This window comes from Marinobacter sp. (genome assembly GCF_041984545.1).
GTDB lineage: Bacteria > Pseudomonadota > Gammaproteobacteria > Pseudomonadales > Oleiphilaceae > Marinobacter.
Genome location: NZ_JBHIXV010000052.1, coordinates 1 through 16119, shown reverse-complemented (window position 1 = coordinate 16119; position 16119 = coordinate 1). Strand labels below are relative to the sequence as shown.

Here is a 16119-nt window from a genome sequence, read left to right as displayed (position 1 = left end):
TGCCGGGTGGTGTGGGAGGGGTGGAGCCTCATGGCTCCCCCCTATCCCGATTGTCGGCCGTCCTTATCGTCCCCGTTCCGTACCCCACCGATCTTGCCCGCAAGCACAGAGGTGGTAATGTATCCAGTCTCTTATTCCAGACCGATACCGGAGACTCTCCCCCATGAGCGTTGCTCTCAATCATCGAATCACCGGCGAAGGCCCACCCCTTATCCTGCTGCACGGTCTGTTCGGGTCGTTGGACAACCTCGGCGGTATTGCACGCCGTCTTGAGGACCAGTGGCAGATCCATGCCCTCGACGAGCGCAACCATGGCGCCTCACCCCACACCGACACCATGGATTACCCGGCCATGGCAGACGATGTGATTGCCTATATGGATGCGCAGGGGCTCCAGAAGGCCAGTTTTCTTGGCCACTCCATGGGCGGCAAGGTGGCCATGCAAGTGGCACTGAAGGCGCCAGAGAGAGTGGAAAAACTGATTGTCGCGGACATTGCCCCGGTGGATTACCACGCTCGCCACGACGCCATCATCGAGGGGCTGACCGGGATTCACCTGGCGGAAGTCCGTTCCCGCCAGGACGCCGACCGCCTGCTCTCCGACTTCGTGGAGACACCCGGCGTGCGTCAGTTTCTCCTGAAAAACCTGGAGCGCATCCCGGCGGGTCAGCAGAAAGAGGGTGGGCCGGTTTTCCGCTGGCGCCTGAACCTCTCGGTGATTGATGCCTGCTACGGCAAGCTGACCCTGGCGCCGGAAGGAGAGGGCCCGTTCGAGGGGCCTGTCCTGTTTCTCAAAGGGGCCGATTCAGCCTACATCCAGGATAAACACCGCGCGCGTATTGAACAGCTGTTTCCCGCCGCCACACTCCGGATCATTCAGGATACCGGCCACTGGCTGCACGCAGAGAAAGCCGATACTTTTGCCGCGCTGTGCCGCCGCTTTCTGACATCCGGACAGTGACCGGTTTCGCCGACCGGTTTCCCTGTCGCACAGACTGTCTGTTAAGGTTGTTTTGTCGCGAATAACCAGAAAAACGGGCAAAAGAGGGCGGAAATAGCGTATGAAATGGCTGATGCTGGGAGTGCTGGTCATTTTCCTGCTGTTGGGTGGGTTTCTCCTGACGCCGTCACCGGTCGACAGCAAGGCCTGGAACCCCCCGCCGCCTCCCAGGCTTGACGGCCCCCTGGCGCCCAACACTCTCCTGCAACAGGCCGACCTGCTGGCGCTCGGCAAGGTCTATGGGCCGGAAGATACCACCGTCAGTGAAGACGGAGTGCTCTACACCGGCACCCAGGACGGCTACATCGTGCGAGTGTTTCCAGACGGCCGGGTGGAAAAGTGGATAGACACCGGTGGTCGACCGCTGGGCATGGTGTTCGATCGTGCCGGCAATCTGATTGTTGCCGATGCCTGGCTGGGCTTGCTGTCGGTGAGTCCCCGGGGAAAAGTCACCATCCTGAGCCGCGAGGTGGAGGGAACGCCCTTCCGGTTTACCGATGACGTGGACATCGCGGACGACGGCACCATCTATTTCACCGATGCCAGTTCCAGGTTCCGGCAACCGGACTACCGGCTTGATCTATTGGAAACGCGACCCCACGGGCGCCTGCTGCGCTACTCGCCGAAAACCGGCAAGACCGAAGTGGTGCTGCGAAATCTTTACTTCGCCAACGGTGTGGCGCTGTCACCTGATTCCGACGCCGTACTGGTTAACGAGACCTGGAAATATCGTATTCTGAGACACTGGATCAAAGGACCGAGGGCGGGGCAGACGGAAGTGTTTGCCGACAACCTGCCGGGCTTTCCAGACAACCTGGCCCTGGACGCGCGCGGCCGTTACTGGGTGGCTTTCCCCACTCTTCGCAACGCCACCATTGATACCCTGCACCCCCTGCCATGGCTGAAAGAGCTGGTGGCCAAGCTTCCGGACAGCCTCAAGCCCGAGCCCCAGGAGTACGGGCTGGCGCTGGCGTTTGACCGGGACGGGCAGGTGCTGACCAGCCTCCATGACCCCCGCGGCCAGCATCTTCAGGAAATTACCTCGGTTAACCCTCACGGTGACTACCTATACTTTGGTTCACTTCACAACGACCGGATTGGCCGGCTACCTTTTTCAGCCATCAGTGGCCTTGGAGACCAACCGTAATGCCTGAATCCGACATTGCCTGGGACCTGCCGGGTCCGTTCACCATGGACATTACCGTACGGGCGGAGGACACCGATCGCCTGGGCCATGCCAACAACGTGGTGTACGTGCGTTGGCTGGAGGAGGTCAGCTGGGCTCATATCGAGAGTCTGGGCATGACCTGGGCGCTCCACGAGGAAACCGGCAAGGCCATGGCCATTACCCGTACCGAGATTGATTATCTGTCGGCGGCCAACGCCGGCGACCAACTGGTGCTGGGTACCTGGCTGACCGGCTTTGACGGACGGTTCCGCTCCTCCCGGCAGTTCCAGCTGGTGCGACCGGCCGATGGCCGGGTGCTGGTGCGGGCCGTTTCCACCCACGCCTGTGTCGACCTGAAGAGCCAGAGACCGTCCCGCGCGCCGGCAGAGTTTGCCACCATTCTGGGCGGCGCCGTGGTGCCCGGTGGGCGTGGGCTTTAGGCTTTCGTGCCCGTTTGTGCTTTACTTCAACTAGCTTTCCGCTGACCAATCCCGTAAACCCGCTGTCCGGAGATCCCGATGCCAACGACTGCTGACCAGAATGCCGAAACCAGCATGCGCCACGTGATTTACGATCGCTTTGGCGAGCGTGATGTCCTGCAGGTGGTCCGGTCGGACCTGCCGACACCCGCCGAGGGGCAGGTGCTGGTGCGGGTGCACGGGGCCGGACTGAATCCCATCGACTGGAAAACCCGAAAGGGGTTGGGGTTCGCGGCCCGGCAGATCGAAAATTCGCTGCCCTGGACACCGGGCTATGACCTTGCCGGCGAAGTGGTGGCGGTTGGTGAGGAGGTCACAACCCTGGCCCCCGGCGATCGTGTCATGGGCATGGTTGGTTTTCCTGCCATGGGCGGAGGCTATTCGGAGTATGCGTTGGCAGAGGCCGACGAGCTAGCCATTGTGCCGGAGGAGCTGGACCTGGTAACCGCGGGCGGCTTGCCGCTGGCGGCCCTGACCGCCTGGCAGGCCCTGTTTGAGGTGGCCAAGCTGGAGGCCGGCCAGAAGATCCTGATCCACGCCGGCGCCGGCGGTGTTGGCCATTTTGCCGTACAGTTTGCCCGGGAGCGCGGCGCCCACGTGATTGCCACAGCCTCAGCCGGTAATCGCGATTTCCTGGCCGAGCTGGGCGTGCATGAGGTGATTGACTACCGCATTACCGATATTGTCGAGGAGTGCTACGGTCTGGATGTGGTGCTGGACCTGATCGGTGGCGATACCGGCAAGCGTTCCCTGCACACTCTGGGCGAGCAGGGCGTGCTGGTGACAATACCCACCGTTACCGCCGACGAGATCATCAGCGAAGCGGAAGCCATGGGGCTGCGCGCCCACGGTATGACCGTACGCCCCGACGTTTTCCATCTGGACGAGATCGCCGAGCTGATCGAGGACGGCGATGTCCGGGTCCACATCGAGAAAGCCTTTCCCCTCGAGGACGTGGCCCAGGCCCACGAGATGCTCGAGGGCGGGCACGTGCGTGGCAAGCTGGTGCTAGACTGCCGCTGAGGGATCTTTACTCGCTGAGGGCTCCTCCCCGACGTCTTTGTCCTTACGTTCCTTTCTGGCCTGGGGCGGCACCAGGCTGATCAGCACCCAGTCGTCCTCGGGTTTCAGCTCGTCCATGCTCCGAACCGGGGCCACCCGCTCCTTGCTGTCGAAGGTGAACAGGACCAGAGCCTGGTTCTGGTATTTTTTCCGGAAGTCCTCGTACCCGAACTCTTCGCTGAGCTGGGTGGTTTTCACGGTGTAGCCCTGACTCACCAGGCTGGCGAGCTTGGCGTAGCTCACGCCATCAAACAGTCCACGGGTCATCTGGATTTTTTCAGCGGTCTGGTGCCGGGCCTTCTGGTCCTGGTCACCCTCGGCCAGGCTGAACACGCACTTGTTCCCGAACCAGTCCAGGAAGTGGTAGGTGGCCAGGGAGTTCATGTGCTTGTAGGGAGAGATTACCAGCAGGTTGCCGATGCCGGTCAGGTCCAGATGTGTGGAGGCGTGCTCGGACACCGGGTTACCGAAATACACCTGCAGGTTATCCATGCGCGCCTGGCGCACGTTCTCCCAGTTGGTGTCTGCCAGGGTAACCGGTACCTCGTATTTCTTGAGGGCCTTGCCGATCATCCGCGCCACGGGGTTGGCGCCAAGGATCAGGAATCCGTACTCCGCGGGCTCGGCGACTTTCAGAAGTCGCGCCACCGGCCGGGCTGTCAGGCTCTGGAGAGTGACCGTGGCGATGATCAGCATGAACACCAGGGGCACCAGGGCGGCGGCGCTCTCATAGCCGAGCTTCTGCAGTTGGAACGCGAACAGCGCCGACACTGCCGCCGCCACGATCCCCCGGGGCGCTATCCAGCTGAGGAACAGTTTTTCCCGCCAGTTCAGGCTGGTGCCAATGGCGGACAGGAAGATGCTCAGGGGGCGAGCCACCAGCATCAGGAGCGCCAGCACCGCCACCAGACCCCAGCCGAGCTCGGCAATGGCCGAGAATTCCACCCGGGCCGCCAGAATGATGAACAGGGCGGAGATCAGCAGTACGCTCAGGGATTCCTTGAATTCCAGAATGCTCTCGATCGGTACCTGCTTCATGTTGGCCATCCAGATCCCCATGACCGTGACGGTCAACAGGCCCGATTCGTGGGCCAGTTCGTTGGAAATGGCGTAGACGCCCAGCATGAACGTGAGGGTGCCGGCGTTGTGCAGGTACTGGGGGATCCAGTGCTTGCGAAGCACGATGCCGTTCAGGTAACCGGCAATGGCACCGATGGCGAAACCCACGAGCAGGGTCTTGCCGAAGATATACAGGGAATGGCCAAACACATTGCCCTGGCCCCAGGATACGATGCCCTCGAACACCAGAACCGCCAGTAGCGCCCCTACCGGGTCAATGATGATGCCTTCCCAGCGCAATATGTTGGCCAGCTTGGCATCCGGGCGCACCGAGCGCAGCAGTGGTGCAATCACCGTCGGGCCGGTAACAATGGAAATGGCGCCAAACAGCAGGGCCACCGCCCAGGACACATCGAGAATCCAGCGGGCGGCCAGGGTGCCGATGATGCAGGTAACAATGGACCCCACCGGAATCAGGTTGCGGACCATCTTGCCGTGGCCGCGGATTTCCTCATAGCGCAGGGTCAGGCTGCCCTCGAACAGTATGATGGCAACCGCCAGGGAAATGACCGGGAACAGCAGGTCTCCGAACACGACCTCCGGTGCCAGGAAGCCCAGAACCGGGCCTGCCGCGATGCCCCCCGCCAACAGGAACAGGATGGCCGGCATCCGGACCCGCCAGGCAAGCCACTGGCAGAACAGGGATAGGACGCCAATGCTGGCAAGAAGCAGGACAGTACTGACAGGCATAATTAATTCAGGTCCCTTGATCGGTGAATGATGGAGCTACGAGCTGGCGCGTCGGGCAATCCGGTTCAGAATCCGGGACGCCGCGAAAAAACCGAAACTGGCGGTCACCGGGCTGGCGGCGCCAAAGCCGGAGGCGCAGTCGAGGCGAACCGGGCCGTCAGTGGCCGGTTTCTGCAGGCAGACTTCGCCGTCTCCGGCAGGATACGTCAGCTGCTCGAGGGAGTATACGGCCTCAATGCCAAAGCGGCGCTTGGGGTTGCGGGAAAAACCGTATTCCCGTCTGAGCAGGTTACGGACCTTGGCCAGCAATGGGTCCTGGGTGGTCTTGCTGAGATCCGCCACCTGGATCTGGGTCGGGTCCATCTGCCCGCCGGCACCACCGGCGCACACCAGAGGGATCTTGCGGCGCTGGCAGTGGGCAATGAGGGCCGCCTTGGCCTTGACGCTGTCGATGGCATCTACCACGCCGGTCATATCTTCGGTAATCAGATCGGTCACATTTTTGGTGGTCAGGAAACCGAAATGCACGCGGATATCGGCCTCGGGGTTGATCGCCCTGAGCCGGTCCGCCATGGCATCGGTCTTGGTGCGCCCGTACTGGCCCTCAAGGGCATGGAGCTGACGGTTGGTGTTGGACACGCAGACGTCGTCCATATCGATCAGGGTCAGGGTGCCAATGCCGCTGCGTGCCAGGGATTCGGCCGCCCATGAGCCAACACCACCCAGGCCGACAATGGCTATATGGGCATCCCGGAATGCAGCCAGGGCCCTGCGGCCATAGAGTCGTTCAATGCCGCCAAAGCGGAACGCGTAGTCGTTGGCTTTCATGGTGTCCCCGTGAGCGAGGCGAAATATCCGCCAGAACCAAAGGGCGCCATTGTAACCCAGCGATTGCACCGACAAAAAATGCCCATAAAAAAAGCCACGCGGGGCGTGGCTTTAAAATTGCCCAATCCGACGGAGAACTGGGCAGGACTAGTTCAGAGACACTAATCAACGTGTCCATTATCGATTGCAGTACTGCCTTGCCGAAGGTCAGAAGCTGCCAGATGCCGGTCATTTCCGGCCAGGGCAGTCATGCCCTGACCGATGACCGCTTTACGCCGCCCAGTGATCGTCCTCGAACGCCATCAGGCTGTCCTTGCCACTCTGGATGTCCTCCAGCAGCCAGTGCACCTCGGGCAGCAGCTTCTGGAAGTAGAAGCGGGCCGAGACCACCTTGCTCTCCAGCAGCGGCTTGTTGCCCTCGCCGGCGGCCAGTTGCTGGTTGGCCACGTTGGCCATCCGGGACCACAGGTAGCCGATAACCGTCAGGGCCATCAGGCGCAGATAGGGTGTGGCCGCAGCGCCGGCCTGTTCCGGATCTTTGGGCGCGTTGGAGGCGAGCCACATGGTGGCGCTTTCCAGGGCCTTGATGGCGCCTTTGAGCTCCTCACCGTGCGGCGCGTCGGGGTTGTCCTTGAGATAGCCGCCAAGCACGCCGAACAGGCCGCGTACCAGCTGTCCGCCTTTCAGGCCCAGCTTGCGGCCCACCAGATCCATCGCCTGGATGCCATTGGTACCCTCGTAGATCCGGGCAATCCGGCCGTCCCGAACCAGTTGCTCCAGTGGCCAGTCGGTGGTGAAGCCGGAACCGCCCAGAACCTGCAAACCGGTGTTGGCGTTGTTGAAGCCTTCGTCAGTGAGGAACGCCTTCACCACCGGCGTCAGCAGCTGGACCAGATCGTCGGCGGATTCGCGCACCGCTTCGTCCGGGTGGGCAGCTGACAGATCCAGCTGGTGGCCGGTAAACAGGGCCAGGGCACGCATGCCCTCATTCAGCACCTTCTGGCGCATCAGCATCCGGCGCACATCCGGGTGCACAATGATCGGGTCGGCGGGGCCGTCCGGGTTCTTGGGGCCACTCAGGGAGCGGCTCTGCAGGCGCTCACGGGCGAAGCCCAGACTTTCCTGATAGGCCATTTCGGCCAGGCCCAGGCCCTGCATGCCCACCATCAGGCGGGCCTCGTTCATCATGGTGAACATGGCGCGCATGCCGTCATTGGGCTCGCCCACCAGCCAGCCTTTGGCGCCCTCAAAGTTCATCACGCAGGTGGCAGAGCCCTTGATGCCCATCTTGTGCTCAAGGCCACCACAGAACGCCGGGTTGCGCTCTCCGGAGTCTGGCAGGAACTTGGGTACCACGAACAGGGAGATACCCTTGGTGGTGTCTGGCGCGCCCGGCAGCTTGGCCAGCACCAGGTGCACGATGTTGTCCACCAGGTCGTGTTCACCGCCGGTGATCCAGATCTTGGTGCCTTCGATGGCGTAGCTGCCATCGTCATTGGGTGTGGCCCGGGTGCGGATCATGCCGAGGTCGGTGCCGCACTGGGGCTCGGTCAGGCACATGGTGCCAGTCCACTCGCCCGAGATCAGCTTTTCCAGATAGGTCTGCTTGAGTTCGTCCGAACCGTGCGCGTAGAGGGCGCTGATGGCACCGTGGGTCAGGCCGGGGTACATGCCCAGTGACAGATTGGTGGAGCAGACCATCTCGTCCACTACAAACTTCAGGGTATGAGGCAGGCCCTGGCCGCCGAACTCCAGCGGTGCGTCCAGCGCGGTCCAGCCCCCCTCGACAAACTTCCGGTAGGCCTCCTTGAAGCCCTCGGGTGTTGTCACCGACCGGGATTCCGGATCGTAGTGGCAACCTTCACGATCGCCCACGGTGTTCGTAGGCTGAATCACCTCAGCCGCCAGTTTGCCTGCCTCGTCAATCACCGCCGAAATCAGATCCGGTGTCGCATCGGCGTATTTTTCCAGCTCGTGCAGCCGGTCTACACCCAGAACATCGAACAACAGAAAGCGAAGGTCATTCGCCGGAGCCTGGTATTGCATGGATTCTCTCCCAGTTGCGCTGTGTAATCTTGGGTTTGCCTCGTTTCTGAGGAAACCCTTCAAGGACCCGTAAACAGGAATTGGAACACTGGTTTCATACGGCCGTTTTAATTTGCTGGTTCACTGCCAGCAGGGTCCAGACGCAAGATTCTGCGTATGTACTGGTTCAGCGAGGAGGAATGTCATGAAGCGAGTTGTGATTGCCGGCGTTTCCGGCGCCATTGGTGGGGCGCTGGCCCAGCGGTTGCTGCAGCGGGACGCCGATACCCGGGTGATTGGCCTGTGCCGGAACCCGGACGCCGCGCCCGAGCCTTTGCGCACGGAAGAACGCTGTTCTCTGTTGTCCTGGGACGCCGAGGACCCGGCGTCGCCCCGGGCGGTTGCCGAGGCCCTGGAGACAGTCCTCGGGCGGGATGACGGCATTGACACCTTCATCTACGCCGCCGGTCTGCTGCACGGCCAGGGCATGTTTCCGGAAAAGCGGCTGGAGGATCTGGAGTCGGCCAGTCTGGCACGGGCGTTTGCTGTTAACGCCACCGGATTTGGTCTGCTTGCCCGGGCGTTGCTGCCCTGGCTGCGACACCGGGAGTTCAAGCGGATAGCGGCCATCTCGGCCAAGGTCGGGTCAATCACTGACAACGGGTTTGGCGGCTGGTATGCCTATCGCAGCTCGAAGGCGGCGCTGAATATGCTGGTGCGCAATCTGTCCATCGAGCTGCCGCGACGATGCAAACCGATTGCCTGCGTGGCCCTGCATCCCGGCACGACGGAATCGGCCCTCAGTGAGCCGTTCAGCCAGTCGCTGGCCAAGCTGAAGGTGCACACACCGGCGCAAACGGCGGATAACCTGGTCCGGGTGCTGGAGGGGCTGGGGGACGAAAGCAACGGCCGGTTCTTCAGTTGGGATGGCTCGGAACTGCCGTGGTAGGGGACACTAGACCGGTACCGCCCAGCTGAGCAGGTTGTAGTAGAGGCCAATTCCGACCAGCACGTTGAAGGGGAAGGTCACGCCCAGCGAGGCCAGCATGGCCAAGCCGATGTCGGCGTCAGGCACGGCGTGGCGGACGGCGACCGGAGCGGCGATGTAGGACGCACTGGCGGTCAGGGTGGCGAGAATCACGGTGGAGCCGGTGCCAAGCCCCAGCAGGGTGCCCACCGTAAGACCTGCGACCGACAGCACCGGCGGCATGGCCAGCCCGAACAGCACCACCCGCCAATGTCGCAACTTCAGATTACGCAGGGTTTCGGCCGCCACCAGCCCCATTTCCAGCAGGAACAGAGACAGGATCACGGAAAAGGCGCTGGTAAGCGGCGCAGTCACACCGGTGCCCTGGCCCGGGCCATACAGGGCGCCAATCACCACCCCGCCGACCAGCAGGATAACGCTCCGATTGGTCAGGGTTTCCTGCCAAAGCGGCGCTCCCTGGGCGTTGTCGGTGCGTTGGCCGAAACGGCGGTAGAACCAGAGCCCGACCATGATGGCGGGCAGCTCGAGCAGCACGAGATAAAGCGTGACCTGCCCACCGGCGCTGAGGCCGCGGGTTTCAACCCAGGCCAGCGCCACAGCAAAGGTGCCGGCGCTGACAGACCCGTAGTGGGCGGCGAAACTGGCGGTGTCTGCGATCGACAGGCCGACGCCATAACGCAGGATCGGGATCATCAGCAGAGGCAGGGTAAAGCCCAGACCGGCAACCGCCACCATTTCCAGCAGCAAGTCCGGCGACAGGTTGCCATAGAGTGCCATGCCGCCTTTCAGGCCGATGGTCAGCATCAGCAGCAGGCTGAGGATGTCGTAGGCTTCGCGGGGAATCGACAGGTCGGATTTGACGGTTCCCGCCACGAGGCCCAGCAGGAAAAACATCACGATAATGTCGGGCATGGGTCGGTCGGCGCGCTTTTTTGATGGTCAGGAATAAGCCGGTGTTGTCTTCAAGTGTAGGGGCGCAGGCACAGAGGTCAATTCAACCATCAAGGCATTGCTGGCACCGGGTGTTTCGGTTAGCCAAAAAAAAACCGGGGGCCAATGGCCCCCGGTTTCCCGACTTCCTGATCACTGAATTTACCGAATGAACGGGTTGAGCATCCTGGTAAAGGTACCGGTCAGCTTGACCGGCGCGCTCAGCACCGACAGCGTGATGCAATCCTCGCACCCGACCGCCACCGGTTTGTGCTCATCCTCGTCGTTCAGCACCACGAAATCCCACTGGTTGAACACACCTTTCTGGTCGGCGAACGCGCCCTGCAGCACAATCGTTGTCTCTTCGCCCCGGTGGGTATGCGCCGGCGCCTTGCCTCCGGCCGCCAGCTTCTGCAGCACCACCTGCTCTTTCTGGCCGGGGAAGCGGTCCGTAATATCAAGAACGCTCACGTCACCCAGCTGGCGCTTCCAGGGCAGGCTGTTCAGATCGTCACCCAGCAGTTTCTGGAGTGCGCCCACCCGGGGGGCACGGTATTCCGGTGGGGTGTCGTTGTCGACTGCGTCGCCAACCTCGATCTGGGCCATGATGCTGTCGAACATGTTGTCCGAGACACTCACCTTGGGCTGCTGTTCCATCATGACAGCGCCCAGACTGTCCAGGGTATCCACACGGCTACGGCAGTGCGGACACTTGTCCAGGTGGAGCCGGATGCACAGGGCATGGGGCTCGCTCAGGTTGCCTGCGCTGTATTCCATCAAGCTCAGGCTGTCGGGATGGTGCCGTGTCATACGTTCTGGTCCTGCAAGATCACTTTCAGTTTGTTCAATGCCAGGCGAACCCGACTCTTCACGGTTCCCAGGGGAATATCGAGTTCGTCTGCCACCATCTGATGGGACTTATTCTCCATGTAAACCTTCGCGATGACCGTGATCTGCTCCTCCGGGAGATGACTCAGGGAATCGCGAATCCTCCTTTCTGACATGAGACGGTGCAGCGACGTCACCGGCTCATTTTCGTTCTCGCCTGGAATCTGCCAGAGATCCTCGGTTTCAACGGGCATCTCGGCGCTGGTGCGTTGCATTTTCCGCAGCATGTCGATGCGCTGGTTACGGGCAATGGTGAAGATCCAGGTGGACGCGGCCGCTTTTCGCCAATCGTATAGACAGGAGCGACGCCAGATGGAAACAAACACTTCCTGGACCAGCTCCTCTGCGTGGCTGGCCAGGCCGTTCGCCATGGCGTAATACTTGATTTGTGGGCCAAAATGCTCGAACAGCGCGCGATAGGCTTCGCGATCCTGATTTTTGCCCACTTTCTGCAGCATCTGGCTCCAGGGGTCTTTCCGGCCCTCGGAACTGGCTGGCTTCTGATCCAGTGTGGTCACCGGACGCTCCTTGACAGTCGCATGATTTGAGCTTGTTCTGGTCATCATTCTATGCACTCGTCCCGGGTTTGTCAGTGTTATGGTTTACGGTTTGCCCGGATGGGCGGATCAGTCTCTCGGGAAAAAATTCTGGGCTGGCAGCAGAGCCGCACGCAACGCGGCCCCAGGGTAATTGCCGGAAGCCTCACGGCGGTCTAGTCTGAGCGTAATAACAAGACCGGAAGACCAACCAGACCGGAAGAACGCCTGACCCATGAATGCTCCCGGCTTTACCGGACACCTGCCCGTTATCCGGGCGCATTATGCGGACATTCTCTGCCAGCTGGCCGAGGATCGCGGGCTGCCGCGCCCGGGGCTGCTGGCGGCGGCTGGCATTCGTCCCTCCATGCTCGGTCACCCGGACAACTTCATTACCGTGGATCAGTTCAGCCAGCTCTGTCTTGAGGTGCTTCAACGTAGCGAAGATCCCGCGCTGGGGCTTGAATACGGCAAACGCCTGAAATTCACCACCCACGGCTCCCTGGCCCAGGCCGCCATCAGCTGCGACACACTGGAGCAGGCGCTGTCCGTGCTGATCAAGTATTTCCAGATCCGGTTCGTCTACATGCGCCTGTCGTTCTTCGTGGAAGACGCCGAGGCGGTGATTCAGCTGGACCTCAATCACTCGGTGGAGGCGCTGTACCGCTTCAATGTGGATGTGGTGATGGCGTCGCTGATGGATGTGAACCTGCTGCTGTTTGGCCGCCGCCTGTTTGAGGGTGGCCACTGCCGGCTCGACCTGCCCGAACCCGAAGATGTCGCACCCTACCGCCAGCTGTTCGGCGATCAGATACGGTTTGGAGGAGGTGCCAACCAGCTGCGGTTCCGGCGGGACTTCCTCACGTCGCCCATGTCGCTGTCCAATCCGGTAACGCGCCGCATAGCTGAAGCCCAATGCCGGGAAGAGATGCGTTTCATCGAAGGGGTCACATCGGTGGCGGAGCGGGTAACCCGCTTGCTTGAGGCCGGGCGCAGCCCGCAATTGCCCACCCTGGAGGAGGTCGCCGGGCGCCTGCAGGTATCGGCTCGAACCCTGCGCCGGCAGCTGGCGGCGGAGGGGGTGCGCTTTCAGCAGCTCCAGGAGGCATTGCGTCACCGTCGGGCGATGGAGCTGCTACGTCGCCCGGAGCTGTCCATCGACGAGATTGCCGATCTGCTCGGCTACAGTGATCCTTCCAATTTCGGACGGGCGTTCCGCAAGTGGGAGAGGGTTGCGCCCAGTGCCTGGCGCCGGACGCATGGCAAGGCCTGAGGCGGCCTACTCTTCCAGGTAGGTGTAACCATCCAGCCCCGCCGCCAGTTCCCCGAGCAGCGCCGACTGGGTGTCGGCCGGCAGTCCGGAATCTGAAAACTTGCGACGGTAGGCCTCCAGAAGGGTCTGGGGTTCAAAGTTCACGTACCGGAGTACCTTGGCCACCGTGTCGCCGGTAATCGGCTCGCTGATCTCGTAGCCGCCCTCAGTGTTCAGGCGGACATCAACCGAATGGGTGTCGCCAAACAGGTTGTGCATGTCGCCCAGGATTTCCTGGTAGGCGCCGGTCATGAAAAAGCCCATGAGCAGCGGTTCGCCGGTTTTCTCCTCGGGCAGCGGCAGCGTGGTTTCCGTGCCCTGGCCATCCACATACCGGTCGATCCGGCCATCGGAGTCGCAGGTGATGTCCTGAATCACCGCGCGGCGGTTGAGGGGGCGGTCCAGGCCGTTGACGGGCATGACCGGGAAGATCTGGTCGATGCCCCAGACATCGGGGAGCGACTGAAACAGCGAGAAGTTCACGAACAGCTTCTCGGCCAGCTTTTCATTGAGCTCGTCGATGATTTCCCGATGGGCGCGATTGCTGCCGTTCAGCTGCTCGCGCAGCAGCCGGCAGCAGCCGGTATACAGGATCTCCGCATCGGCCCGCTCCCGTAGGCTCAGAACCCCGTGGGCAAACTGGGCGTGGACATCGGCCATGGCGTGCAGGACGTCGTGGTAGATCTCCGCCAGGGAGCGTGGTGTGTGAGCGTCCTGCAGGCTTTCCAGGTCGCGCCAAAGATCGTGCAGGGGTGCCGGTGCGTTTGCATCAGGCTGCCGCGCGTGGCGGTTCTCCGGGGCTTCCCGGTCGATGACATTGGTCACCAGTACGGAATGATGGGCGGTCAGGGCGCGGCCGGATTCGCTGATCAGGTCCGGGTGCGGGATGCCCTGCCTGTCGCATTCGGCCTGCAGCACGTGGATTACGTTGTAGGCGTATTCATAGACGCTGTAATTCATGGAACAACTGCTGCGGGAACGGGTGCCCTCGTAATCGACACCCAGGCCGCCGCCAATGTCGACCGTGCCAATGGGCGCACCCATCTGGCGAAGCTCGCTGTAGAACCGCGCGCACTCGCGCAGGCCGGTCTGGATGTCGCGGATATTGGCAATCTGGGAGCCCAGGTGGAAGTGCAGCAGCTGCAGCGTGTCCAGGGCTCCGGCCTCCCTGAGGGTATCGACCACGTCCAGCACCTGGCTGGCCGAGAGACCGAACTTGGATTTCTCGCCGCCGGTGTTCTGCCAGTTGCCCTTGCCAATGGTGGCCAGGCGCGCGCGTACGCCAATCAGTGGTGAAACGCCCAGTGCACGGGATTCTTCCAGAATCAGCGGCAGCTCGGATTTCTTCTCCACCACAATGAACACCCGGTGGCCCAGGGCCTGGCCGATCAGGGCCAGGCGAACGTACTCCCGGTCCTTGTAACCGTTGCAGACAATCACCGAGCCCTTCTGCTGCGACATCGCCAGTACCGCCATCAGCTCCGGCTTGCTGCCGGCCTCAAGGCCGATCTGGCCGTTGGAGGCCGCGGGCTCAGTGGCCAGCAGCTCCTCGACGACCCGGCGCTGCTGGTTGACCTTGATGGGGTAAACCGCGGTATACCGGCCCTGGTAGGACTGCTCGCCGGCAACCCGGTTAAAGGCGTTGCAGAGTTTGTTGACCCGGTCGTGCAGGATGTCGACAAAGCGCACCAGTACCGGTAACTGGACGCCGGAGCCGGTGAGTGTACGGGTCAGCTCGGGGAGGTTGATGCCCGCGGCGGTCTGGCCCCGGTCGGGGCGGATCAGGACTTCCCCACGGGCGTTGACGTCGATGTAGCCGTCGCTCCAGTGGGCAATGTTGTAGACCTGGTGGGCCGGGGTAGCGCTGGCTTTGCTCATGCTTGCTATCCTGTCTGGAAACACTGGCCGGCGGGGCGTTGCAGCCGGCGGCCTCTGGCGGTCATTGTATGGATTCCGGCCCCGGGCTAAAAGAACCGGGCCCGGAAAATATCCGGCCGCACTGACGATTTGCGCTTTAGCTCAGCGCGGGCCGGCCCTACAATACGCCCTTTTGACACAGCCCACGGCCGACAGCGGGAGGCAAAACATGGCAGCACTGAACGATGGCTGGTTTACCGAGGTATTCCAGGACCAGGGCACGGCGTTTTCCCTGCAGGTAAAACGGAAACTGCACGAGGAGCAGACCCCGTTCCAGAAACTGGAGATCTACGAAACCGAGACGTTTGGCAACCTGATGGTGCTCGACGGCTGTGTGATGCTCACCACCCGGGACAATTTCCTCTATCACGAGATGATGACCCATCCGGCACTGTTCACCCATCGGAACCCGAAAAAGGTGGTGATTGTCGGCGGTGGCGACTGCGGCACCCTGAAAGAGGTGCTCAAGCACCCCGGCGTTGAGGAAGCCTGGCAGGTGGAAATCGACGAAAGGGTCACTCGCATGTCGGAGAAGTACTTCCCCGAGCTGTGCGAGGCCAACGGCGATCCCCGGGCCAACTTTTTCTTCGGTGACGGCATCCAGTGGATGCGGGATATCGCGCCGAACAGTGTCGACCTGATCATCATCGACAGCACCGATCCGGTGGGCCCGGCCGAAGGCCTGTTCGCCCTGGATTTCTATCGGGACGCGATGCTGGCGCTGCGTGAGGGCGGCATCATTGTTCAGCAGAGCGAATCGCCGCTGCTGCATACCGACAGCATCATCAAGGATATCCACAAGGACATGCGCAAGGCCGGGTTCGAACACGTACAGACCCTGCCGTTCCCGCAGCCGGTCTATCCCACCGGCTGGTGGAGCTGCACCATGGCCAGCAAGGAAAATCCGCTGCGCTATTTCCGCGAGGAGGACGCCAACAACCGACCTTTCGTGACCCGTTATTACAACGCCGGTGTGCACCGGGGTGCGCTGGCGATGCCGCAGTTCATGGTGGATGCCCTGGAAGACGAGGTTCGCCCGGAAGAGGGCTGACCAAACGCCCTGGGAATGACCAGCCGGAACTGGCCAGCCAGTTCCGTGAAGAAAAAAAAGGGGCGCCGGATGGAGGCTGTGTGAAAACTCGATTTACATAGCTTCTGAGCGGGCCCACAAAATGCC

Annotated in this window: 14 protein-coding genes; 7 read left to right on the top strand and 7 right to left on the bottom strand. The window is 61.9% G+C overall.

The genetic code is table 11. The annotated features are described in order from the left end of the window. The first annotated feature begins 163 nt into the window (after window positions 1-163). From ACFC20_RS16875 to ACFC20_RS16860, 4 genes are all read left to right on the top strand, one after another. A complete protein-coding gene (locus ACFC20_RS16875) occupies window positions 164-961 on the top strand; it encodes an alpha/beta fold hydrolase (RefSeq protein ID WP_375194009.1) in 798 nt (265 codons plus the stop codon). Between the two features lie 100 nt (window positions 962-1061). Then, a complete protein-coding gene (locus ACFC20_RS16870) occupies window positions 1062-2147 on the top strand; it encodes an SMP-30/gluconolactonase/LRE family protein (RefSeq protein WP_375194008.1) in 1086 nt (361 codons plus the stop codon). Then, window positions 2147-2608: an acyl-CoA thioesterase gene (locus ACFC20_RS16865; RefSeq protein WP_375194007.1), complete on the top strand. Its 462-nt coding sequence runs from the start codon at window positions 2147-2149 to the stop codon at window positions 2606-2608. Before ACFC20_RS16870 ends, ACFC20_RS16865 begins: the two co-directional genes overlap by 1 nt. Before the next feature lie 78 nt (window positions 2609-2686). Further along, on the top strand, window positions 2687-3670 hold the full coding sequence (locus ACFC20_RS16860) for an NADP-dependent oxidoreductase (protein WP_375194006.1): 984 nt from the start codon (window positions 2687-2689) through the stop codon (window positions 3668-3670). On the opposite strand, the gene ACFC20_RS16855 is transcribed toward ACFC20_RS16860, so the two are convergent. The 3 genes from ACFC20_RS16855 to ACFC20_RS16845 form a co-directional block, all read right to left on the bottom strand. Beyond that, window positions 3656-5518 carry a cation:proton antiporter gene (locus tag ACFC20_RS16855; RefSeq protein WP_375194005.1) on the bottom strand — a complete coding sequence of 621 codons (1863 nt, stop codon included), beginning with the start codon at window positions 5516-5518 and terminating at the stop codon, window positions 3656-3658. The genes ACFC20_RS16860 and ACFC20_RS16855 overlap by 15 nt on opposite strands. Window positions 5519-5554: 36 nt before the next feature. Beyond that, window positions 5555-6346 (bottom strand): tRNA cyclic N6-threonylcarbamoyladenosine(37) synthase TcdA, encoded by a 792-nt coding sequence (gene tcdA / locus ACFC20_RS16850; RefSeq protein ID WP_375194004.1) that lies wholly within the window; start codon window positions 6344-6346, stop codon window positions 5555-5557. A gap of 270 nt (window positions 6347-6616) precedes the next feature. Beyond that, the gene (locus tag ACFC20_RS16845) at window positions 6617-8392 is read right to left on the bottom strand and encodes an acyl-CoA dehydrogenase C-terminal domain-containing protein (protein WP_375194003.1); all 1776 of its coding nucleotides are present in this window, start codon (window positions 8390-8392) and stop codon (window positions 6617-6619) included. 184 nt (window positions 8393-8576) lie between these two features. Here ACFC20_RS16845 and ACFC20_RS16840 point away from each other — a divergent pair, with 184 nt between their 5' ends. Then, on the top strand, window positions 8577-9320 hold the full coding sequence (locus tag ACFC20_RS16840) for an SDR family oxidoreductase (protein ID WP_375194002.1): 744 nt from the start codon (window positions 8577-8579) through the stop codon (window positions 9318-9320). Window positions 9321-9326: 6 nt separating this feature from the next. On the opposite strand, the gene ACFC20_RS16835 is transcribed toward ACFC20_RS16840, so the two are convergent. From ACFC20_RS16835 to ACFC20_RS16825, 3 genes are all read right to left on the bottom strand, one after another. Beyond that, window positions 9327-10271, bottom strand: coding sequence for a sodium-dependent bicarbonate transport family permease (locus ACFC20_RS16835; RefSeq protein WP_375194001.1), 945 nt, complete (start codon window positions 10269-10271; stop codon window positions 9327-9329). Window positions 10272-10451: 180 nt separating this feature from the next. Beyond that, window positions 10452-11099: a ChrR family anti-sigma-E factor gene (locus ACFC20_RS16830; protein WP_375194000.1), complete on the bottom strand. Its 648-nt coding sequence runs from the start codon at window positions 11097-11099 to the stop codon at window positions 10452-10454. Further along, a complete protein-coding gene (locus ACFC20_RS16825; protein WP_091990388.1) occupies window positions 11096-11695 on the bottom strand; it encodes a sigma-70 family RNA polymerase sigma factor in 600 nt (199 codons plus the stop codon). The genes ACFC20_RS16830 and ACFC20_RS16825 overlap by 4 nt, the downstream gene beginning before the upstream one ends. Before the next feature lie 253 nt (window positions 11696-11948). Here ACFC20_RS16825 and ACFC20_RS16820 point away from each other — a divergent pair, with 253 nt between their 5' ends. Beyond that, entirely contained in the window at window positions 11949-12986 is a 1038-nt protein-coding gene (locus ACFC20_RS16820) for an AraC family transcriptional regulator (protein WP_375193999.1), read from the top strand. Window positions 12987-12992: 6 nt separating this feature from the next. Here the strand turns inward: ACFC20_RS16820 and speA are convergent, their stop codons facing one another. Continuing rightward, window positions 12993-14903, bottom strand: a complete 1911-nt coding sequence (gene speA / locus ACFC20_RS16815) for a biosynthetic arginine decarboxylase (RefSeq protein WP_375193998.1) — start codon at window positions 14901-14903, stop codon at window positions 12993-12995. A gap of 208 nt (window positions 14904-15111) precedes the next feature. Between speA and speE the strand changes: the two genes are divergently transcribed. After that, window positions 15112-15993: a polyamine aminopropyltransferase gene (gene speE, locus ACFC20_RS16810; protein ID WP_375193997.1), complete on the top strand. Its 882-nt coding sequence runs from the start codon at window positions 15112-15114 to the stop codon at window positions 15991-15993. Window positions 15994-16119 lie beyond the last annotated feature (126 nt).

Bases quoted from the DNA above. Each gene is read 5' to 3' on its own strand.
- speE (WP_375193997.1), top strand. From the start codon at position 15,112: ATGGCAGCACTGAACGATGGCTGGTTTACCGAGGTATTCCAGGACCAG.
- ACFC20_RS16865 (WP_375194007.1), top strand. From the start codon at position 2,147: ATGCCTGAATCCGACATTGCCTGGGACCTGCCGGGTCCGTTCACCATG.
- ACFC20_RS16835 (WP_375194001.1), bottom strand. From the start codon at position 10,271: ATGCCCGACATTATCGTGATGTTTTTCCTGCTGGGCCTCGTGGCGGGA.
- ACFC20_RS16845 (WP_375194003.1), bottom strand. From the start codon at position 8,392: ATGCAATACCAGGCTCCGGCGAATGACCTTCGCTTTCTGTTGTTCGAT.
- tcdA (WP_375194004.1), bottom strand. From the start codon at position 6,346: ATGAAAGCCAACGACTACGCGTTCCGCTTTGGCGGCATTGAACGACTC.
- ACFC20_RS16870 (WP_375194008.1), top strand. From the start codon at position 1,062: ATGAAATGGCTGATGCTGGGAGTGCTGGTCATTTTCCTGCTGTTGGGT.
- speA (WP_375193998.1), bottom strand. From the start codon at position 14,903: ATGAGCAAAGCCAGCGCTACCCCGGCCCACCAGGTCTACAACATTGCC.
- ACFC20_RS16875 (WP_375194009.1), top strand. From the start codon at position 164: ATGAGCGTTGCTCTCAATCATCGAATCACCGGCGAAGGCCCACCCCTT.
- ACFC20_RS16840 (WP_375194002.1), top strand. From the start codon at position 8,577: ATGAAGCGAGTTGTGATTGCCGGCGTTTCCGGCGCCATTGGTGGGGCG.
- ACFC20_RS16855 (WP_375194005.1), bottom strand. From the start codon at position 5,518: ATGCCTGTCAGTACTGTCCTGCTTCTTGCCAGCATTGGCGTCCTATCC.
- ACFC20_RS16860 (WP_375194006.1), top strand. From the start codon at position 2,687: ATGCCAACGACTGCTGACCAGAATGCCGAAACCAGCATGCGCCACGTG.
- ACFC20_RS16820 (WP_375193999.1), top strand. From the start codon at position 11,949: ATGAATGCTCCCGGCTTTACCGGACACCTGCCCGTTATCCGGGCGCAT.
- ACFC20_RS16830 (WP_375194000.1), bottom strand. From the start codon at position 11,099: ATGACACGGCACCATCCCGACAGCCTGAGCTTGATGGAATACAGCGCA.